This is a genomic window from Variovorax sp. 05T418 (assembly GCF_056396385.1).
In genome coordinates this window covers 46,636-65,431 of the sequence record NZ_JBFTLJ010000003.1, presented here as the reverse complement: position 1 = coordinate 65,431, position 18,796 = coordinate 46,636, and the positions used below count along the sequence as shown (strand labels likewise).

21 protein-coding genes are annotated in these 18,796 nt (G+C 64.9%); 18 read left to right on the top strand and 3 right to left on the bottom strand.

Going from position 1 to position 18,796, the window contains the following annotated elements; all coding sequences use genetic code 11:
* Position 1 precedes the first annotated feature (1 nt).
* Positions 2-1,309: a dicarboxylate/amino acid:cation symporter gene (locus tag AC1DMS_RS06305; protein ID WP_012746322.1), complete on the bottom strand. Its 1,308-nt coding sequence runs from the start codon at positions 1,307-1,309 to the stop codon at positions 2-4.
* A gap of 187 nt (positions 1,310-1,496) precedes the next feature.
* On the opposite strand from AC1DMS_RS06305, the gene AC1DMS_RS06300 reads away from it, so the two are divergent.
* The 9 genes from AC1DMS_RS06300 (at position 1,497) to tatC (ending at position 6,374) form a co-directional block, all read left to right on the top strand.
* On the top strand, positions 1,497-2,333 hold the full coding sequence (locus tag AC1DMS_RS06300; protein WP_012746323.1) for a D-hexose-6-phosphate mutarotase: 837 nt from the start codon (positions 1,497-1,499) through the stop codon (positions 2,331-2,333).
* Between the two features lie 22 nt (positions 2,334-2,355).
* A complete protein-coding gene (hisF, locus tag AC1DMS_RS06295; protein ID WP_012746324.1) occupies positions 2,356-3,135 on the top strand; it encodes an imidazole glycerol phosphate synthase subunit HisF in 780 nt (259 codons plus the stop codon).
* Positions 3,136-3,165: 30 nt separating this feature from the next.
* Entirely contained in the window at positions 3,166-3,564 is a 399-nt protein-coding gene (gene hisI, locus AC1DMS_RS06290) for a phosphoribosyl-AMP cyclohydrolase (RefSeq protein ID WP_174545073.1), read from the top strand.
* The gene (locus AC1DMS_RS06285) at positions 3,561-3,941 is read left to right on the top strand and encodes a phosphoribosyl-ATP diphosphatase (protein ID WP_012746326.1); all 381 of its coding nucleotides are present in this window, start codon (positions 3,561-3,563) and stop codon (positions 3,939-3,941) included. The genes hisI and AC1DMS_RS06285 overlap by 4 nt, the downstream gene beginning before the upstream one ends.
* 11 nt (positions 3,942-3,952) lie before the next feature.
* Complete coding sequence (locus AC1DMS_RS06280) at positions 3,953-4,342, top strand: DUF4870 family protein (RefSeq protein WP_012746327.1); 390 nt, start codon at positions 3,953-3,955, stop codon at positions 4,340-4,342.
* Positions 4,332-4,691, top strand: coding sequence for a histidine triad nucleotide-binding protein (locus AC1DMS_RS06275; protein WP_012746328.1), 360 nt, complete (start codon positions 4,332-4,334; stop codon positions 4,689-4,691). Before AC1DMS_RS06280 ends, AC1DMS_RS06275 begins: the two co-directional genes overlap by 11 nt.
* Before the next feature lie 65 nt (positions 4,692-4,756).
* Positions 4,757-5,005, top strand: a complete 249-nt coding sequence (tatA, locus tag AC1DMS_RS06270) for a Sec-independent protein translocase subunit TatA (RefSeq protein ID WP_018906514.1) — start codon at positions 4,757-4,759, stop codon at positions 5,003-5,005.
* 13 nt (positions 5,006-5,018) lie between these two features.
* Positions 5,019-5,477 carry a Sec-independent protein translocase protein TatB gene (tatB, locus tag AC1DMS_RS06265; protein ID WP_012746330.1) on the top strand — a complete coding sequence of 153 codons (459 nt, stop codon included), beginning with the start codon at positions 5,019-5,021 and terminating at the stop codon, positions 5,475-5,477.
* A gap of 78 nt (positions 5,478-5,555) precedes the next feature.
* Positions 5,556-6,374 (top strand): twin-arginine translocase subunit TatC, encoded by an 819-nt coding sequence (gene tatC, locus AC1DMS_RS06260; protein WP_012746331.1) that lies wholly within the window; start codon positions 5,556-5,558, stop codon positions 6,372-6,374.
* A 4-nt stretch (positions 6,375-6,378) separates the two neighbouring features.
* On the opposite strand, the gene AC1DMS_RS06255 is transcribed toward tatC, so the two are convergent.
* On the bottom strand, positions 6,379-7,539 hold the full coding sequence (locus AC1DMS_RS06255; RefSeq protein ID WP_012746332.1) for a S1C family serine protease: 1,161 nt from the start codon (positions 7,537-7,539) through the stop codon (positions 6,379-6,381).
* Between the two features lie 289 nt (positions 7,540-7,828).
* On the opposite strand from AC1DMS_RS06255, the gene AC1DMS_RS06250 reads away from it, so the two are divergent.
* From AC1DMS_RS06250 to pdxA, 3 genes are all read left to right on the top strand, one after another.
* Positions 7,829-9,172, top strand: a complete 1,344-nt coding sequence (locus AC1DMS_RS06250) for an MFS transporter (protein WP_478180823.1) — start codon at positions 7,829-7,831, stop codon at positions 9,170-9,172.
* A complete protein-coding gene (locus AC1DMS_RS06245; protein WP_018906512.1) occupies positions 9,169-9,942 on the top strand; it encodes a Nif3-like dinuclear metal center hexameric protein in 774 nt (257 codons plus the stop codon). Before AC1DMS_RS06250 ends, AC1DMS_RS06245 begins: the two co-directional genes overlap by 4 nt.
* 62 nt (positions 9,943-10,004) lie before the next feature.
* Positions 10,005-11,054: a 4-hydroxythreonine-4-phosphate dehydrogenase PdxA gene (gene pdxA / locus AC1DMS_RS06240; protein ID WP_307593847.1), complete on the top strand. Its 1,050-nt coding sequence runs from the start codon at positions 10,005-10,007 to the stop codon at positions 11,052-11,054.
* A 23-nt stretch (positions 11,055-11,077) separates the two neighbouring features.
* On the opposite strand, the gene mscL is transcribed toward pdxA, so the two are convergent.
* Positions 11,078-11,509: a large conductance mechanosensitive channel protein MscL gene (mscL, locus tag AC1DMS_RS06235; protein ID WP_012746336.1), complete on the bottom strand. Its 432-nt coding sequence runs from the start codon at positions 11,507-11,509 to the stop codon at positions 11,078-11,080.
* Positions 11,510-11,620: 111 nt separating this feature from the next.
* Here mscL and AC1DMS_RS06230 point away from each other — a divergent pair, with 111 nt between their 5' ends.
* From AC1DMS_RS06230 to AC1DMS_RS06205, 6 genes are all read left to right on the top strand, one after another.
* Positions 11,621-12,313, top strand: a complete 693-nt coding sequence (locus tag AC1DMS_RS06230) for a phosphatase PAP2 family protein (protein WP_012746337.1) — start codon at positions 11,621-11,623, stop codon at positions 12,311-12,313.
* A gap of 371 nt (positions 12,314-12,684) precedes the next feature.
* Positions 12,685-13,848, top strand: a complete 1,164-nt coding sequence (locus AC1DMS_RS06225; protein WP_012746338.1) for a polysaccharide biosynthesis/export family protein — start codon at positions 12,685-12,687, stop codon at positions 13,846-13,848.
* Positions 13,845-14,300 (top strand): low molecular weight protein-tyrosine-phosphatase, encoded by a 456-nt coding sequence (locus tag AC1DMS_RS06220; protein WP_012746339.1) that lies wholly within the window; start codon positions 13,845-13,847, stop codon positions 14,298-14,300. Before AC1DMS_RS06225 ends, AC1DMS_RS06220 begins: the two co-directional genes overlap by 4 nt.
* A complete protein-coding gene (locus AC1DMS_RS06215) occupies positions 14,297-16,549 on the top strand; it encodes a polysaccharide biosynthesis tyrosine autokinase (protein ID WP_062363029.1) in 2,253 nt (750 codons plus the stop codon). The genes AC1DMS_RS06220 and AC1DMS_RS06215 overlap by 4 nt, the downstream gene beginning before the upstream one ends.
* A 342-nt stretch (positions 16,550-16,891) precedes the next feature.
* Positions 16,892-17,605 (top strand): sugar transferase, encoded by a 714-nt coding sequence (locus tag AC1DMS_RS06210; protein ID WP_062363026.1) that lies wholly within the window; start codon positions 16,892-16,894, stop codon positions 17,603-17,605.
* Between the two features lie 24 nt (positions 17,606-17,629).
* Complete coding sequence (locus AC1DMS_RS06205; RefSeq protein ID WP_062363023.1) at positions 17,630-18,793, top strand: polysaccharide pyruvyl transferase family protein; 1,164 nt, start codon at positions 17,630-17,632, stop codon at positions 18,791-18,793.
* Positions 18,794-18,796: the final 3 nt, after the last annotated feature.

Here is an 18,796-nt window from a genome sequence, read left to right as displayed (position 1 = left end):
CTCACGCGTGGGCCGGATGGGCGAGGGTGGCCGAGGCTTCGGCGTCGAGCGTCCTCGCATTGGCCGCCGCGTCGCTCTCGGAGAGCAGCTCGCCCTCCCACTTGGCGACCACGGCCGTCGCGATGGAGTTGCCCACCGCGTTGGTGGCCGAGCGCCCCATGTCCAGGAAGGTGTCGACGCCCAGGATCAGCAGCAGGCCGGCTTCCGGAATGTCGAAGTGGTTGAGCGTGGCCGCAATCACCACCAGCGAAGCGCGCGGCACGCCAGCCATGCCCTTGGAGGTGAGCATCAGGATCAGCAGCATGGTGATCTGCGTGCTGATCGGCATGTGGATGTTGTAGGCCTGCGCGATGAACAGCACGGCGAAGGTGCAGTACATCATCGAGCCGTCCAGGTTGAACGAATAGCCCATCGGCATCACGAAGCTCGAGATCTTGCGCTTCACGCCGAAACGGTCGAGCGCCTGCAGGATCTTCGGGTAGGCCGCTTCCGAGCTGGCCGTGGCGAACGACAGCAGGAAGGCTTCCTTGATGAGTGCCAGCAGCTTGAACACGCGCGGGCCCAGGAACGAAAAGCCCGCGAACACCAGCACGCCCCACAGCACGAACAGGCCCAGGTAGAAGTCGCCCATGAAGACCGCGAACTTGAGCAGGATGCCCAGGCCGTTCGTCGCAACCGTGGCGGCCATGGCGGCCATCACCGCGAGCGGCGCCAGCTTCATCACGTAGCCGGTGATCTTGAGCATGGCGTGCGAGAGTTCGTCGATGGCGGCCACCAGCGTCCTGGCCTTGTCGCCGAGCGAGGCGAGCGCCACGCCGAAGAACATCGAGAACACCACGATCTGCAGGATCTCGTTGTTGGCCATGGCCTCGGCAAAGGACTTCGGCACCATGTGGCTCACGAAGTCCTTGAGCGTGAACTTCGCGGTCGCCAGGTTGGCCGAAGCGCCGATGTCCGGCAGCGGAAGGCCCAGGTTCTCGCCGGGCTTCAGCACATTGGCCATGACCAGGCCGATGACCAGCGAGATCAGCGAAGCAGTGAGGAACCAGCCCAGCGACTTGCCGAACACCCGGCCCACCGACTTGGCGTCGCCCATGTGCGCGATGCCCACCACCAGCGTGGAGAACACCAGCGGGCCGATCAGCATCTTGATGAGGCGCAGAAACACGTCCGACACAATCGACACGTAGCCTGCGATCTGCGCCGCGGCCTTCTTGTCGGGAAAGCTCGTGAAGATCATGTAGCCGACAAGGATGCCGAGCACCATGGCGATCAGGATCCAGGCGGCGGCCGGCAGTTTTCTCTTCATAGGTGTCCCTTCGGGGTGTGTGTGGTTCTGGGGCGGGCGCACATCGGCCGGCGCCCTGTTCTTGCGCGGCAGCGAAGGGTATCCAAGAAGGTCCCCTGTACGCAACCGGCGCCGGCGCGGCGGCAATGAAGCCTTAAGTGTCCAATGCCAATTCCGTGCCCGGAACTTCGCTGCCTACAATTCTCCAATGGATATCAGCCCGATCGAGTTCCGCGGCCAGCCCGCGCTTCGTGCCGCCGGCGCCGACGGCGGTGCCTTCACCGTGGCGCTGCACGGGGCGCAGCTGCTTTCCTGGACCACCGCCGATGGGACGGAAAGGCTCTACCTGAGCCCCTCTGCGGTGTTCGACGGACAGGCGGCGATCCGCGGCGGCGTGCCCATCTGCTGCCCCCAGTTCAACCAGCGCGGCATGTTGCCCAAGCATGGATTCATGCGCAATCTGCCTTGGGAAAACCGGGGGATCGACGCCACATCGGGCGAACTGACCCTGCGGCTGCGCGACAGCGAGGCCACGCGCAGGCTCTGGCCGCACGCTTTCGAGGCGCGGCTGCAGATCGGCATGGCTGCGGGCCGGCTGCGCACCGCGCTGACGCTGCTCAATACCGGCCATGGCCCGTTCAGCTTCGCAGCCGCCCTGCACACCTACCTGCGCGTCGACGACATCGCGCAGGTGCGCCTCGAAGGCCTGCAGGGTGCCAACCGCTGGGATTCGCTGCGCGACGACCGCCACGTGGAAACGGCCCCGGCGCTGCATTTCAGTGCCGAGTTCGACAGCGTCTATGCCGCGCCCGCGAAGCCGCTGCGCCTGGTGCAGCCGAGCGGCACGCTCGAGATCGCGCAAAGCGCCAGCTGCAGCGAAACCGTGGTCTGGAACCCCGGCGCCGTGCTCGGTGCGAAACTCGCCGACATGCCCGAAGATGGCTACAGGCACATGCTCTGCGTGGAGGCCGCGCGCATCGACGAGCAGGTGCTGCTCGCGCCCGGCGCCCAATGGCAGGGCTGGCAGCAGCTTCGCGTTTCCTGATTTTTTCCCTTTACGACCGACCATGCTCGCAAAACGCATCATTCCCTGTCTCGACGTCACCGGCGGCCGCGTGGTCAAGGGCGTCAACTTTCTCGAGCTGCGCGACGCCGGCGATCCGGTCGAGATTGCGGCGCGCTACAACGCGCAGGGGGCCGACGAGCTCACTTTCCTGGACATCACGGCCACCAGCGACGGGCGCGACCTGATCCTGCCGATCATCGAGGCGGTGGCCTCGCAGGTCTTCATTCCATTGACCGTGGGCGGCGGCGTGCGCACCGTGGCCGACGTGCGCCGGCTGCTCAACGCGGGCGCCGACAAGACCAGCTTCAATTCGGCGGCCATTGCCGATCCGCAGGTGATCAACGACGCCTCGCAGAAGTACGGCTCGCAATGCATCGTCGTGGCCATCGACGCCAAGCGCCGCAGCCCCGAAGAAGCCGCCACGCGCGGCGCGGGCTGGGACGTGTACAGCCATGGCGGCCGCAAGAACACCGGCCTGGACGCCGTCGAATGGGCAACCGAGATGGTGCGCCGCGGCGCCGGCGAGATCCTGCTCACGAGCATGGACCGGGACGGCACCAAGAGCGGCTTCGACCTTGCGCTCACCCGCGCGGTCAGCGACGCCGTCAACGTGCCGGTCATTGCCTCGGGCGGCGTGGGCAGCCTCGACGACCTGGCCGACGGCATCCAGACCGGCGGCGCCGACGCGGTGCTGGCCGCCAGCATCTTCCACTACGGCGAGCACACGGTCGGCGAGGCGAAAGCCCGCATGGCCGCGCGGGGCATTCCGGTCCGGACCTGATCCGCTTCAGGGCCGCCCGGCGGTGGGACAATACCCGCCATGAATTGGCTTGACGAAGTGAAATGGGACGCGAACGGGCTGGTGCCCGTGATCGCGCAGGAACAGGGCAGCAACGACGTGCTGATGTTCGCCTGGATGAACCGCGAGGCGCTCGAAAAGACCGCCGAGCTCGGGCGCGCCGTGTATTTCAGCCGCTCGCGCAACAAGCTCTGGTTCAAGGGCGAGGAATCGGGCCACGTGCAGACCGTGCACGAGATCCGCCTCGACTGCGACAACGACGTCGTGCTGCTCAAGGTCACCCAGCTCGGCCACGAGCCCGGCATCGCCTGCCACACCGGACGCCACAGCTGCTTCTTCAGCAAATACGAGAAGGGCCAATGGCACGCGGTCGAGCCGGTCTTGAAAGACCCGGAGTCGATCTACAAATGACCGCCACAGTGAACACCTCGGACGCCCTCGCACGCCTGGCTGCGGTCATCGAAAGCCGCCTGCCCGCGCGCGGCGGCGACCCCGACAAGAGCTACGTGGCGCGCCTGCTGCACAAGGGCCCCGATGCCTTCCTCAAGAAGATCGGCGAGGAAGCCACCGAGGTGGTCATGGCCGCCAAGGATGCCGACCATGGCGGCGACCGCACGAAAATAGTGAACGAAGTGGCCGACCTGTGGTTCCACACCATGGTGGCGCTGGCGCACTACGGTTTCTCGCCCGGCGAGGTGATCGCGGAGCTGGAGCGCCGCGAGGGCACCAGCGGCATCGAGGAAAAAGCCCTGCGCAAGGCGCAGGCCCGCGAGGCATCCAACGATTGAAAGGACGTCCCATGGCCAACGACATCGTGAACGTGGAACCCGACGACTCGCTCAAGACCTGGGGCTGGATCAGCTACATCCTGCACCTGATCGTGGCCATTGGCGCCGTCCTGCCGGGGGCGCAGGCCTCGGTGGCGCTGCTGCTGCTGGCGCTCTTGATCGACTTCATCAAGCGCGACGACGCGGCCGGCACCTGGCAGGCCACGCATTTCAGCTGGCGCATCCGCTCGGTGCTGTGGGCGGGCCTGCTGTACATCCTGACCTCGTGGCTCTGGCTGCTCTTTCTCGTGCCGGGCTGGATCGCCTGGAGCCTCATTTCGCTGTGGTTTCTCTACCGGATCGTGAAGGGCATGATCCGCATGAACGGCAGCCGTCCCATGGAACCCAAAGATGTCATCTGATCCGAACTGCGTCTTCTGCAAAATCATCGAAGGCAAGATTCCTTCGCGCAAGGTCTACGAGGACGACGAACTGTTCGGCTTTCACGACATCGCCCCCTGGGCGCCGGTGCACTTCATGCTGGTGCCCAAGCGGCACATCGCCTCGATGGCGCAGCTCACCCCCGACGACGCCGCGCTGATGGGCCGGATCATGACGCTGGCACCCCGGCTCGCGCTGGAACAGGGCTGCAGGCCCTATCCGGAGGGCGGCTACCGGGTCGTCGTGAACACCGGCGCCGAGGGCGGGCAGGAGGTCCACCATCTCCATGTGCACGTCATGGGCGGCCCCCGCCCGTGGCTGCGCGGCTGAATCCCATTAATCCGAACTGTCACATTCAGCCCGACTAAAATCGGACACATTCTTAGGAGTCTTCCATGGGTTCTTTTTCTATCTGGCACTGGCTGATCGTGCTGCTCGTCGTGGTCATGATCTTCGGCACCAAGAAGCTGCGGAACATGGGTTCCGACCTTGGTGGCGCCGTCAAGGGCTTCAAGGACGGCATGAAGGACGGCAGCACCACCGATGCACCCGCCGCTTCGTCGGCTCCTGCAGCGCAGGTGACCGGCCAGCCGGCCAGCAGCGACAAGTCCACCATCGACGTCGAAGCGCGTCAGAAGTCCTGAGCGCGGGTCATAAGTGCTCGACCTCGGCATTGAGAAGCTGGCGCTCATCGGCGTCGTGGCTCTGATCGTCATCGGGCCGGAAAAACTGCCCCGGGTGGCGCGCACCGTCGGCACCCTGCTGGGCAAGGCGCAGCGCTACGTGAACGACGTCAAGGCTGAAGTCAACCGCTCGATGGAGCTGGACGAACTGCGCAAGATGAAGGGCACGGTGGAAGAGGCCGCGCGGGACGTCGAGCAGAGCATCCACAGCGGCGCCAGCGAACTCGAGAAGCAGTTCTCCGGCTCGGGCGAAACGCTTTCGGCGCTGGCCGAACCCGAGCCCGCGGTGCCCGAATACAGGCACCCGCGCAAGAACTGGCGCCTGAAGCAGGGCGCCACGCCGCAGTGGTACAAGGCGCGCAACGGCGTGCGCACCAAGGCGCTCTCGGGTGCCGCGCGCGTCGCCCGCTTCCGTCCCCACAAGATCAACTAGCGGCTTTCCCACCAGCGCGTCCCTCGTGCGCCGCACGCCGGCCGAAGCCACGCTTTTCTCCTGCTTTTTCTCTTTCCAATGGCCGATTCCGACAACAAGAACAAAGACGCAGAAGACGAGCTGGCGGGCACCGAGCAACCGTTCGTGCAACATCTGGTCGAGCTGCGCGACCGGCTGCTCTACTGCGTCTACGGCCTGGCGGTCGCGGGCATCCTGCTGGCCATCTGGCCCGGCCCGGGCGGGCTGATCGACCTGATCGCAATGCCGATCCGCGCACACATGCCGCCGGACGCCAAGCTCATCGCCATTGGCGTGTTCTCGCCGTTCTTCGTGCCGCTCAAGGTGCTCATGATGACGGCGGTGCTGCTGGCGCTGCCCTGGCTCATGTACCAGGCCTGGATGTTCATTGCGCCGGGGCTCTACAGCCATGAAAAGCGCTTTGCGCTGCCGCTGATCTTCTTCGGCAGCCTGCTGGCCTATGCGGGCATCGCCTTCGTGCAGTTCTTCGTGCTGGACAAGATGTTCAGCTTCATCCAGAAGTTCACGCCGGCCGCGGTGGCGGCCACGCCCGACATCTCCTCGTACGTCGAGGCCATCCTCTCGCTCTACATCGCGTTCGGCGTGGCCTTCCAGGTGCCGATCGTCGTGATGCTGCTGGTGCGCTTCGAGATGGTCACCATCGAGAAGCTCAAGTCCTTCCGCGGCTACTTCATCGTGGTGGCTTTCGTGGTGGCCGCGGTGCTCACGCCGCCGGACGTGGTGTCGCAGCTTGCGCTGGCGGTGCCGATGTGCCTGCTCTACGAGGTCGGCATCATCGGCGCGCGCTATTTCGCAAATACCACCAAGAAATCCGAAGAGGAAGAAAAAGAAAGCGCCGATTCGTCGGCGTCTTCCTGAGCGCTCACTCGGGCTGGTTCGGCACCTGCCGCATCGGGCTCTTGGGCCGCAGGCCCGGCGTCACGTCCAGTTCCATCTTGTCGGTGCCGCGCTGCAGTGCGAAGCGCGTGGTGCTGCCGGGCTTGAGGCCGGCCACGGCGGTCAGCAGGGCCTGCACGTTGTCGGTCTTCTTTTCGCCGACCGAAGTGATCACGTCGCCCGGCCGGATGCCGGCCTTGGCTGCCGGCCCGTTCTGCAGCACGCCGGTGATGATGACGCCGGCATCGGCCTTCACGCCGAAGGTCTCGGCCAGCTCGGGCGAGAGTTCGTTCGGCTCGACGCCGATCCAGCCGCGGCGCACCTGGCCGTCCTTCACGATGCCCTCGAGCACGATCTTTGCCATGGAAACGGGAATCGCGAAGCCGATGCCCATGCTGCCGCCCGAGCGTGAATAGATGGCGGTGTTGACGCCCTGCAGGTTGCCGTTGACGTCGATCAGCGCGCCGCCCGAATTGCCGGGATTGATGGCCGCGTCGGTCTGGATGAAGTTCTCGAAGTTGTTGATGCCGAGCTGGTTGCGCCCGAGCGCCGAGACGATGCCGCTGGTGACGGTCTGGCCCACGCCGAAGGGATTGCCAATGGCCAGCACCTGGTCGCCCACCTGGAGCTCGTCGGAATTGCCCAGCACGATCGCGGGCAGCTTGTCCATCTCGATCTTGAGCACGGCAAGGTCGGTGTCCGGGTCGGTGCCGATCACCTTGGCGCGCGTGTGGCGGCTGTCGTTGAGGGTGACCTCGATCTCGTCCGCGCCTTCGACCACGTGGTTGTTGGTGAGGATGTAGCCCTCGGCGCTCACGATCACGCCGCTGCCCAGGCCGACCTGGGGCTGGTCGCCCTGGTCGCCGAAGAAAAAGCGGAACCACGGATCGTTGCTGCGGGGATGGCGCTGCGCCGCCTTGCTGGTGTTGATGCTCACGACGGCCGGCGAGGCTTTCTTTGCGGCCGCGCTCAGGCTGCCGGCCGCCGGCACCGCGGGGGCGCCCGCCGGCGCCTCGACGATCGAGACCACGCCGCCCAGCGAGGTGGCGCGGCGGTTGATCCACTCGGGCTTGAGCGTGGCAACAACGAAGTAGGCCGCCAAAAGGACGGTCACGGCTTGGGCAAAGAGCAGCCAGGTGCGTTTCATGAAGCTTGAGATAAAACGGGGGAACGCGCCGTCCACGCGGCGCCGACGGGTCCATTGTCCCTCAACCCCCAGCCGCCAGAAACCGCGCGCTGCGGTCGAGAATGACAAAGGCCTCGTGCGCCAATAAGGGATAACCCTTAGCATCGCGCAGCGAGCCCACACGGCTCCGAGCTCCGGCCTTCCGCGCCGCCCATCCGGCGGACGCGGCCAGGCGTTTCGCCGGCGCGCCGATTTTCCGCTTCCCATCCCTCGGCGGCCCCGGCGCGCGGCAACGACCTCCCTGCCCGCCATGACTTCTCACGCAATCTCCCCGGACGGCACGCAGCCGGTGCCGGCGCGCACGCTCGACGCGCGCGACTACAAGACCCTGGCCCTGTCCGCGCTCGGCGGCACGCTGGAGTTCTACGACTTCGTCATCTACGTGTTCTTCGCCACCGTGCTGGGTGCGCTTTTCTTCCCCGCCGACATGCCCGACTGGCTGCGGCAGCTCCAGACTTTCGGCATCTTCGCGGCCGGCTACCTGGCCCGCCCGGTGGGCGGCATCGTCATTGCGCATTTCGGCGACCTGCTCGGCCGCAAGCGCATGTTCACGCTGTCGATCTTCCTGATGGCGGCGCCCACGCTGGTCATCGGCCTCTTGCCCACCTACGCGAGCATCGGCATCGCCGCACCCTTGCTGCTGCTCGCGATGCGCGTGCTGCAGGGCGCGGCCATCGGCGGCGAGATGCCGGGCGCCTGGGTCTTCATCGGCGAGCACGTGCCGGCGCAGCGCTACGGCTTCGGCATCGGCGCGCTGACTTCGGGCATCACGGGCGGCATCCTGCTGGGCTCGCTGGTGGCCGTGGCCATCAACCGCCACTATTCGCCGGCGGAGGTGAGCGGCTTCGCCTGGCGCATTCCCTTCGTGCTGGGCGGGGTGTTCGGCCTCGTCTCGGTGTACCTGCGCCGCTTCCTGCACGAGACGCCGGTCTTCAAGGAACTGGCAGGCCGCAGGACGGTGGCCCGCGAGCTGCCGCTGCGCACCGTGCTGCGCGAGCACCGCGCGGCCAGCGTCTACGTGGCGCTCTTGACCTGGGTGCTGTCGGCCGCCATCGTGGTGGTGGTGCTTTACACGCCCACCTACCTGCAGAAGGTGCACCACATTCCGGCAGCGCTGGCGCTGGAAGCCAACGCCCTGGCCACGCTGACGCTGACCATCGGCTGCGTGCTGGCAGGCTGGGCCAGCGACCGCATCGGCACGCGTGCCGTGATGCTCATCGGATGGGGCGGGTTGTTCGCAACGGCCTATCTTTTCTACACGGGACTGCCCGGCACGCCGGCCACGCTGTTCTGGCACTACGGCCTGGTGGGATTGTTCGTGGGCACCATCGCCACCGTGCCGATCGCCGGCGTGCGCGCGTTTCCGGCGCCGGTGCGCTTCACGGGGCTTTCGTTTGCCTACAACATGTCGTATGCGGTGTTCGGCGGCCTCACGCCGGTGATCCTCACGCTCTGGCTGCAGTACGACACCATGGCACCGGCGCACTACGTCGCCGTGCTGGCCGGGCTGGGCTTCGTGCTGGCCCTGTGGCCATTGGCGGCGCGCGGCCATGCGATGCGCGACGGCATCGGGAGCGCGACAATGGCGCGATGAGCACCACTCGCCATGAATTGCTGCATGCCTTCGACCTGCTCCTTGCGCCGTCGCGCTTCAAGGACTACGGACCCAATGGCCTGCAGGTCGAGGGCCGCACCGTGGTGCGGAAGATCGTCTCCGGCGTCACGGCGAGCCGCGCGCTGATCGAGGCCGCCATCCATGCCGAGGCCGACGCGATCTTCGTGCACCACGGCCTGTTCTGGCGCGGCCAGGACGGCTGCGTCACCGGCTGGATGAAGCAGCGCCTGGGGCTGCTGCTGGGCGACGACGTCAACCTTTTTGCCTATCACCTGCCGCTCGATGCGCATCCGGAGCTGGGCAACAACGCACAGCTCGGCCTGCAGCTCGGCCTGCTCGCCCATGCGGGCTCGACCGGGCGCTTCGGCGAGCAGGAGCTGGGCTTCCTGGGCGCGCGCGACAACGGGGAAGCCTTTGCCAGCGCCAAGGAACTGGCCGCGCACGCGGAAAAGGTGCTGAAGCGGCCCGTCACCCTGGTGGATACGGCGCACCGCCCGATCAAGAACGTCGCGTGGTGCACGGGCGGCGCCCAGGGCTACTTCGAGGCGGCCATTGCGGCCGGGGCCGACGCCTTCATCACCGGCGAGATCTCCGAACCCCAGGCCCACTACGCCCGCGAGATGGGCGTCGCCTTCCTGGCCTGCGGCCACCATGCCACCGAGCGCTACGGCGCGCAGGCGGTGGCCGGGCACGTGGCGGCCCAGCTCGGGCTGAAGCACGAGTTCATCGACATCGACAATCCGGCATGAACGCAGCGCCGGGCCGCCCCAAGCAAGCTCGCACCGCAGCCCGCCAGGGCGAAGGTATTCCGATGAACGGCCACGCTCCCCTTGCCATCACGCTGGGCGATCCCGCGGGCATCGGCCCGGAAATCATCGCCAAGGCCTTCCGCCAGGCACCCGACGCCGCGCGCGGCGCGTTCGTGGCCGGCGACGTGGCCGCGATGCGCCGGGCATCGCAGGCGCTGGCCTCGCCGGGGCAACCCGCCTGGCCGGTGGCGCGGATCGAGCGCATTGCCGAAGCGGCCGCGGTGCCGCCGGGCTGCATCCCGGTGCTGCAGGTGGTGGCCGCGCCGGCGGAAGACATCGTGCCGGGCCGCATCAGCGCCGAAGCCGGCCGCGTGGCCGGCCACTGCGTGGTCTGGGCTGCGCGCGCCGCCTTGCGTGGCGAGATCGCCGCCATCGTCACGGCGCCGCTGCACAAGGAAGCACTGGCCGCGGCCGGTTTTCCCTATCCCGGCCATACAGAGCTGCTGCAGGCCGAGGCCGCTGCGCATGCGGGCCTCGCGGTGGACGGCATGCCGGTGCGCATGATGCTGGCCAACGACGAGCTGCGCACCGTGCTGGTGAGCATTCACATGTCGCTGCGCGACGCCATCACGGCCGTGAGCTTCGGCAGCGTGCTGGAGACGCTGCGCATCACCCACCGCGCCTTGCAGCGCATGCTCGGGCGGGCGCCGCGCATCGGCGTGGCCGGCCTCAATCCGCATGCGGGCGAGGGCGGACTGTTCGGCTCCGAAGAGCACGACATCATTGCGCCGGCCATTGCGGCCGCCCTTGCCGAAGGCATCGACGCCCACGGGCCTTATGCGCCCGACACCGTCTTCATGCGCGCGCGTGCCAGGCCCGGGGTGCCGGGGAGCGGCGAGTTCGACGTGGTGATTGCGATGTACCACGACCAGGGCCTGATCCCGGTCAAGTACCTTGGCGTGGAGAAGGGCGTGAACGTGACGCTGGGCCTGCCGCTGGTGCGCACCAGCCCCGACCACGGCACCGCATTCGACATTGCAGGCACCGGCCGGGCCGATGCGTCGAGCCTCGTCGAGGCGCTGCGCATGGCCAGAACCTTGGCGGGCGCCTGATCAGGAAGGCGCGCGAGGGCGGCTCAGGGGCGCTTCAGGCTGTCGCGGATTTCGCGCAGGAGGGCGATGTCCTCCGGCGGTGCCACCGGTGCCGCGGGCGCCTCGGCATGCGTCTTGCGCAGCTTGTTGATCTGCTTGACCATCATGAAGATGATGAAGGCAAGGATCACGAAGTTGACCGCGATGGTGATGAAGTTGCCATAGGCCAGCACCGGCACGCCGGCCTTCTTGAGGTCGGCCAGGTTGTTGGCGACCCCCGCCGGCACGGTGCCCAGCACCACGTACAGGTTAGAGAAATCCAGCTTGCCGAACACCAGCCCGACGACCGGCATGATGATGTCGGCAACGATCGAATCGACGATCTTTCCGAATGCTGCGCCAATGATCACGCCGACTGCGAGATCGATCACGTTGCCCTTGACGGCAAATTCCTTGAACTCACTGAGGATGCTCATGATTTCAATATGCTCCAGGAGCGCTGGTGTTGAAGGTGCCGCAAGTATGCCTTCGGAACGGCTCCGGCCGGCGATGGCGAAGCAATAGAAAAGCGCACTTATTTCACGTTAATGAATAATTTCTGGTTAATTGCCACCGGCTTCGGTGACAGCGGCTTCCTGTTGCCCACCGCATTGGGAATTGCTATTTGGCTCGCAATCGACCGCGGCACGCGCCCGGCGGCGGTGCGGTGGACGCTGCTATTCGGCGGTTGCGGTTTCATCGTGATGCTGTCCAAGCTTCTGTTCATGGGCTGGGGCATTGGCAGCGCCCATTTCGATTTCATCGGCTTCAGCGGACATACCGCGCTGGCAACCAGCGTCTGGCCGGTCGTTTTCTGGCTGGCGGCGCGGCGCCGCGCACCAAAGGTGCGCATGGCGGCTGCGGTATCGGGATGGGTATGGGGCGTCTTCATCGGCGTGTCGCGCCTGGCCCTCGAAGTTCACTCCACCGCAGAGGTCGTCACGGGTGCGATGCTTGGAACAGTTGTAAGCGCAAGCTTTTTGCTGTTGCATTGGCACCAGTCCATGTTGGTCAGGACACCCCGCTGGCTCACCTTGGCGATGGCGCTGCCGCTCCTCTTTTTCATAGTGGGGCGGCCTGCACCCACACAGGACGCGCTGGAAACGCTTGCCGCGTGGATGGCGGGCATCGAGCGCCCGTTCACCCGTGCCGATCTCCTGCAGAACCGCAGGGCCGTGCGTCAGCCTGCCAACAGCACACAGTTCCTTACAAAAGAGCAAAGCTTTTCACCAAGCGATTGAGGCGGAAGATTTGTGGCCGGAGCGCCACAATTGCTCCGCGCAGCCGGTTAATTGATAGTTCACATTTGCAAACTGCAGGACACAGTTGCAAGCGTGCCATCGAAGCCCTTTTTCCCAATGAAAGAGGCACTTCAGGCATTGATCTCAGGGATAACCCCATCAAGTCCTGGGTTAATCCGCATATAGACACATTTTTTGCATCTATTGAACGGAAATGGGTCAATGTGCGGGCAGCGACAATTCGCTCCAGCCCGCCTGTCCACGATGCGCGGGCTTTGCTTTGACAAACCGCGGCAAAAAAAGTCCCGCCCAATATCAACTGGGCTCGGGCCTTGCATATGAATCGCGGCTGCTGAAAACCAATTTGTGCAATGGGGATCAATTTGACACGCTTCGTGAACCCGAAGGGGTGGGGTTTTGCCCTAATGGGCGCGTTATTGCTGCAGGGCTGCGCACCGGGCTTCAATTCCATGGGCGCCTACGAGGCGGACCAGAGCCTGCCGCCGGAGTTCCAGTACCTGCCGGCCGATGGTGCGCCGGATGGCGTCATCACGTCCATCTCGCCGGCCTTGATCCGCACGATGGCCGAGTCCCAGCCGGCCGCGGTTCCTGCGGAGGTGAAAGCGCTCTTCGGCGAATCGCCGGTCTACACCATCGGCCCGGGCGACGTCGTGGGCGTGATCGTCTATGACCACCCGGAACTGCTGCCGAATGCCGGTGCGGTGATTACGCAGCAGGCCGACCCGACGGGCATCAGCGTGGCGCCCGGCTTCATCGTCGGCGCGGACGGGCAGATCACCTTCCCCTACATCGGCCGTGTCAAGCTCCAGGGGCTGACCGAGATCGAGGCCTCCGACCTCATCGCCGACCGCATCGCCACCTACATCAAGGCTCCGCAGGTCACGGTGCGCATCCAGTCCTTCCGAAGCCGGCGCGCCTTCGTCGAGGGCGAAGTGCGCAACCCGGGGCTGCAGATCTTCACCGACGTGCCGATGACGCTGGCCGAAGCCCTGAGCCGGGCCGGCGGCATCACCGCCAATGGCGACCGCTCGTTCGTGACGCTCACGCGCGGCGACAAGACCACGCTCATCAACCTGCCCAACCTGCAGGACCTGGGCGCCGACGCCAGCAGGATTCCGCTGCGCAACGGCGACGTGGTCCAGGTGCGGCACCGCGACGAGAGCAAGGTGTTCGTGATGGGCGAAATTGCCCGTCCGTCGGCGCTGCTCATGCACAACGGGCGGCTCAGCCTCAACGAGGCGCTGGGCGAGGCCGGCGGCCCCAACCTGACTTCGGCCAACACGGGCCAGATCTACGTCATCCGCAACAACGCGCGGGGCTTGCCGGCCATCTTCCACCTGAACGCCAGGAACCCGGCGGCGCTGGGCCTGGCCGAGCGCTTCCCGCTGCAGCCGCGCGACGTCGTCTACATCGATTCGGTGCCGCTGGTCACCTGGAACCGCCTGGCCAGCCTGATCCTGCCGGCTGCGCAAGTGATCAATTCCGGCGACGAGGTCTGGAGCCGCCACAGATGAAATCCGTCCTGACAGTCTGCATCGGCAACATCTGCCGCAGCCCGATGGCCGAAGGCATCCTGGCCGCGGGCCTGCCGCACCTGCGCGTGGTGTCGGCCGGCACCGGCGCTCTCGTGGGCAAGCCGGCCGACGCGATGGCGCAAAAGCTCATGCAGGAGCGCGGCATCGACATTTCCGGCCACCTGGCGCAGCAGGTGAACCAGATGCTGTGCCGGCAGGCGGACCTGATCCTTGTCATGGACATGGCGCAGCGCCGCCATCTCGAGTCGGCCTACCCCTTTGTGCGCGGCAAGGTCTTTCGCATTGCCGAGGCCGCCAAGCAGGACGTGCCCGATCCCTACCAACAGGACGAGGCGGCCTTCGAGCATGCCCTGGCGCTCATCGACGTGGGAGCCAGGACGTGGATCGACCGCATTTTGAAAATTACAAAACCTGAGCAGCAACCGACATGAACGCACCCCAGCAAGCCGCCCTGCCGATGCCCGCGCTGGAAGAGGAGAACGACGGGTTCAAACTCGTCGAGTACCTGGACATCCTGATCGACCACCGGTGGTTCATTGCCATCGTGGTTGCCGTGGCCCTGCTGCTTGGCATGGCCTACGCCCTTTTCGGGCAGCCGATGTACGAAACCAATGTGGCCGTGCAGGTCGAGGACTCAGGCAATTCGGCAGGCAGCTTCCTGGGCGATGCGGCGTCGTCGCTGCTGAGCGTGAAGACGCCGGCCGCGGGCGAGATCGAGATCATCAAGTCGCGCGCCATCCTCGGCCAGGCGGTGGAGAACACCAAGCTGTACATCAGCGCGCAGCCGCGCTATGCACCCATCGTGGGCAGCTGGCTCGCGCGGCGCGCCACCGAGCTGTCGAACCCGGGCTTCATGGGGCTTTCCGGCTACGTGACGGGGGCCGAGGCGATCATGGTTCCGCAATTCGACGTCCCCGCGGAGCTCGAAGCGAAGCCTTTCATGCTGACCCTCGGGCCGGACAACCGCTACGAACTGCTCGTTCCCAACGTCGACACGCCGCTCAAGGGCACCGTCGGAATCCCGCTCGTGGCCAACGTTCCGGGCGGCAGCCTCCGGCTGCTGGTCAGCTCCATCAGTGCCAAGCCCGGCGCGCAGTTCCAGCTGGCCCGCAACTCCAGGCAACTGGCGCTGCTGTCGCTGCAGGACAACCTCAAGGTCGTCGAGAAAGGCAAGCAGTCCGGCGTTCTCGACGTCAGCCTGAAAAGCCCGGATCCGGAAAAGCTGACGCAGCTGCTCAATGAAATCGGGCGGCTCTATGTGCGCCAGAACATCGAGCGCAAGGCTGCCGAGGCCGAGAAGACCCTGGGCTTCCTGGACACCGCGCTGCCGCAGTTCAAGAAGCAGCTCGAGCAGTCCGAAGACCTCTACAACCGCTATCGAAACGAGAACGGCACCGTCAGCCTCGACGACGAGGCCAAGAATGCGCTGGCCCAGACGGTCGACCTGCAGTCCAAGCTGCTCGAAGCCGAACAGAAGCGGCGGGAGCTTTCGGCGCGCTTCACCGACAAGCACCCGAATCTCCAGACGCTGGACGCGCAGATTTCGGCATGGCGGAGCCAGATCTCGGCGGTCGATTCGCGCATCCGCAAGATGCCGCTGCTGCAGCAGAACACCGTTCAGATGCAGCGCGACATCAAGGTCAACACCGACCTCTACGTGTCGCTCCTGAACAGCTCACTGCAGATGCGGCTGGCCAAGGAAGGCAAGGTCGGCAACGTGCGCCTGCTGGACGACGCCATCATTCCCGAGGAGCCCGTCTGGCCCAAGCGGCCGCTGATCATCGTCCTGGCGCTGCTGCTGGGCCTGGGGGCCGGCGTCGTGCTCGCCATTGCCAAGAACTCGCTGTTCGGCGGCATCCGCAATCCGAGCGAGATCGAGATGCACACGGGCCTCAACGTGTACAGCAGCATCCCGTTGAGCCCGGCCCAGCGCACGATCGACAAGAACATCGAGAGCAGGGCGCCGGGAATGCACATTCTCGCGCTCCAGCAATCGGAGGATCCCGCGGTCGAAAGCCTGCGCAGCCTGCGGACCGCATTGCAGTTCGCCATGCTGGAGGCGCCCAACAACCGCCTGCTCATCTCCGGCGCGACGCCGGGAGTCGGGAAGACCTTCGTCTCGGTCAATTTCGCGGCCATCACCGCTGCGTCAGGAAAGAAGGTCCTGCTGATCGACGCCGACCTGCGCAAGGGCCGGGTCAACCAGTTCTTCTCCCTTTCGCGCTCGTCCGGCCTTTCGGAATTGATTGCCGGCACGCTCGGCTTCGAAAAAGCCATTCGCTCGTCGATCCTGCCGAACCTGGACGTCATGACGACCGGCATGCTGCCGCCCAATCCGGCCGAATTGCTCATGAGCGATTCTTTTTCCCAGATCCTGGAAAAGCTTTCGCCGGATTACGACCTTGTGATTATCGATACCGCGCCGGTGCTGGTGGCGGCGGACACCGCATCGGTGGCGCCGCTCGCAGGCTCTCTTCTGCTCGTTGCCCGGGCCGAAAAGACGCACCTGGGCGAATTGAACGAAAGCGTCAGAAGGCTGGCGCACGCGGGCTGCTCGGCCAATGGCGTAATTTTGAATGCTATGGACTTATCCCGGCGCCATGCGGGCAGCAGCAGCTACAAATACGGTGGTTACCGTTACACACACTATAAATACAAAAACAACAGGGATACCACCTAGTCTGGTGGATAGTTTCTGAGAAAATTTAGCGAGATTGTGATAATTATCACATTGCGCACTCAATCGGTGCCATCAATCAAACGCTAATAACAAAGGACTAGAGACAAGTGCGTCGCTCTTTTGTATTACGTATTTGGATCGCTCGGCCTGCGCATTGATTTTTCTGCGCTGCAACCTTCACGGCTTCCGTGCAGGGCCGTATTGGCCTGAAAACCAAGCCGCCACGTATCACTGAACCCGAAAGGGACAAGCACCTGCTTGTAAGACGAAAGGTTCTCCTGCAATGAGAGTTCTCAAGCTGCAAATTTGCCTCCGCTTCGAATGTGAGAAGGGGGCATTCCTATGACGAATTTCCGCCATGAAGAGTCGATGGCGCCCGCAGGCGATGAAGCGATCGGCGCCATTGCGAACGACGTCGCATGGACGAGGGTGGAGCATCCCGCGCTGCTGCGCGCCGGAAAAAGAGCGGTGGACATTGCGGCCGCCCTGTTCTTTTTCTGCGCCTTCGGCTGGCTCTACGTCCTGATCGCCCTGGGCGTGTTCATCACTTCCGGGGCGCCTGTCCTGTATTCCCAGCCGCGCTTCGGGCGGGGAGGGCGCGTGTTCAAGTTCTACAAGTTCCGCTCGATGCTGCGGAACTCCGCCGAGATCCTGGAGGAGCACTTGCGCAACGATCCGGTGGCGCGCCAGCAGTGGGACGACTACCAGAAGCTCGAAAACGACCCGCGCATCACGCGTTTCGGCAAGTTCATCCGCAAGACCAGCCTGGACGAGCTGCCGCAGTTCTGGAACGTGCTGGTCGGCGACATGAGCCTGGTCGGCCCCCGGCCCTGCATGCTCGACCAGAAGATGCTGTACGGGGCGGACTGGTCGTTCTATTGCGCCGTCCGGCCCGGCATCACGGGCCTGTGGCAGGTCAGCGGGCGCAACCAGCTGAGCTACAAGAAGCGCGTGGCGCTGGATGTCGCCTATGTCGAGACGCTGTCGGTCGGCCGGGACATCGGCATCTTCATCAGGACCATCTGGGTGGTCGCCGTGGGCCACGGGTCGCGATGAGCGGCTTGGCTTCGAAGGCAACCGATGCTTGATTCACAGATGAAAAAGATCCTTATCTGCGCCGTGCCTTTCAGCGACAACCTGGGCGACGGCGTCATCGCGGCATCCCTGGCCCATATTGCGGGCCTGAAATATCCGCAGGCCCGGGTCGAATTCCTGGACATTGCCGGCCGGCTCGGCTTCGAGGAAGAAAACCTGCGCGGCGGCGGCGCATTCCGGCTCTTTGCGAAGCTGCCTTCGTTCATCAGGTCGGTGATCGTGTTCCTGTATTGCCTCAAGGGCTATTTTCTCGGCTGGCGGAAGAACTGGAAGGCCGCTGTCGACGATGCGGACCTGATCGTCATTGGCGGCGGCCAGCTGTTTTGCGACGTGGCGCTCAATTTTCCGGCGAAGCTGTTTCTCCTGAGCCGGCTGCTGCGTGGAAAGAAGGTGGTGATCCTGTCGGTGGGCGTGACGGCGAAATGGTCTTTTCTCGGGCGCTTTCTCGTCGGGCGATTCCTGAAAAACGCGAGGCCCGCCTTCTACGCCACGCGCGACCAGGAATCGGCCAGCAACCTGCACAATTACTTCCGAATCCCGAGGAGCGACATACAGGTGGTGCCCGATCCGGCGCTCATCTGCGCCGATGCCTTCTCGGACGAGCTTTCGCCGGAAAAGAATTGGGACATCGGAATTTGCGTCAGCAGCCTCGATGCGCTGGTGATGAATTCCGAATACGAAGGCTCTAATTCAACGCAATCGGCCAAATTCTTTGCCACGCTGGCCGAATCATTGCGGGCCGAGGGAAAGCGGGTGCTTTATTTCACGAACGGCGCCTCCGAAGACAACAAGGTCCTGGAAGAAATTTCCTCGGCCTCCGATGCGCCGAAATCGATTTTTCTCGTTCCCCGGCACCCGGATGAACTCGTTGCCTTGATCAGCGCCTGCTCGTGCATCGTGGCCCACCGGCTGCACGCGAATATCGTGGCCTACGGTTTGAACATTCCGTCCATAGGAATGAATTGGGACAAGAAGGTGGAGTCGTTTTTCGAACTGACCGGCAGAAAGCGCTACCTCTTCGACTTGTCGCCCCGCGTCGAAAAGCTGGGTACCTCGGTGCTGGGCCTGCTCGATGACCGGCACCCGGACCGCAAAGCGCTCGACGCATTGAGAAGCCAGGTGGTGGCCGGTATCCATGCATTGATCTGATTG

Coding starts and splice junctions, on each gene's coding strand:
- AC1DMS_RS06305 (WP_012746322.1), bottom strand. CDS start 1,309: ATGAAGAGAAAACTGCCGGCCGCCGCCTGGATCCTGATCGCCATGGTG.
- AC1DMS_RS06300 (WP_012746323.1), top strand. CDS start 1,497: ATGGATATCAGCCCGATCGAGTTCCGCGGCCAGCCCGCGCTTCGTGCC.
- hisF (WP_012746324.1), top strand. CDS start 2,356: ATGCTCGCAAAACGCATCATTCCCTGTCTCGACGTCACCGGCGGCCGC.
- AC1DMS_RS06285 (WP_012746326.1), top strand. CDS start 3,561: ATGACCGCCACAGTGAACACCTCGGACGCCCTCGCACGCCTGGCTGCG.
- AC1DMS_RS06280 (WP_012746327.1), top strand. CDS start 3,953: ATGGCCAACGACATCGTGAACGTGGAACCCGACGACTCGCTCAAGACC.
- AC1DMS_RS06275 (WP_012746328.1), top strand. CDS start 4,332: ATGTCATCTGATCCGAACTGCGTCTTCTGCAAAATCATCGAAGGCAAG.
- tatA (WP_018906514.1), top strand. CDS start 4,757: ATGGGTTCTTTTTCTATCTGGCACTGGCTGATCGTGCTGCTCGTCGTG.
- tatC (WP_012746331.1), top strand. CDS start 5,556: ATGGCCGATTCCGACAACAAGAACAAAGACGCAGAAGACGAGCTGGCG.
- AC1DMS_RS06255 (WP_012746332.1), bottom strand. CDS start 7,539: ATGAAACGCACCTGGCTGCTCTTTGCCCAAGCCGTGACCGTCCTTTTG.
- AC1DMS_RS06250 (WP_478180823.1), top strand. CDS start 7,829: ATGACTTCTCACGCAATCTCCCCGGACGGCACGCAGCCGGTGCCGGCG.
- AC1DMS_RS06245 (WP_018906512.1), top strand. CDS start 9,169: ATGAGCACCACTCGCCATGAATTGCTGCATGCCTTCGACCTGCTCCTT.
- pdxA (WP_307593847.1), top strand. CDS start 10,005: ATGAACGGCCACGCTCCCCTTGCCATCACGCTGGGCGATCCCGCGGGC.
- mscL (WP_012746336.1), bottom strand. CDS start 11,509: ATGAGCATCCTCAGTGAGTTCAAGGAATTTGCCGTCAAGGGCAACGTG.
- AC1DMS_RS06230 (WP_012746337.1), top strand. CDS start 11,621: ATGAATAATTTCTGGTTAATTGCCACCGGCTTCGGTGACAGCGGCTTC.
- AC1DMS_RS06225 (WP_012746338.1), top strand. CDS start 12,685: ATGGGGATCAATTTGACACGCTTCGTGAACCCGAAGGGGTGGGGTTTT.
- AC1DMS_RS06220 (WP_012746339.1), top strand. CDS start 13,845: ATGAAATCCGTCCTGACAGTCTGCATCGGCAACATCTGCCGCAGCCCG.
- AC1DMS_RS06215 (WP_062363029.1), top strand. CDS start 14,297: ATGAACGCACCCCAGCAAGCCGCCCTGCCGATGCCCGCGCTGGAAGAG.
- AC1DMS_RS06210 (WP_062363026.1), top strand. CDS start 16,892: ATGACGAATTTCCGCCATGAAGAGTCGATGGCGCCCGCAGGCGATGAA.
- AC1DMS_RS06205 (WP_062363023.1), top strand. CDS start 17,630: ATGCTTGATTCACAGATGAAAAAGATCCTTATCTGCGCCGTGCCTTTC.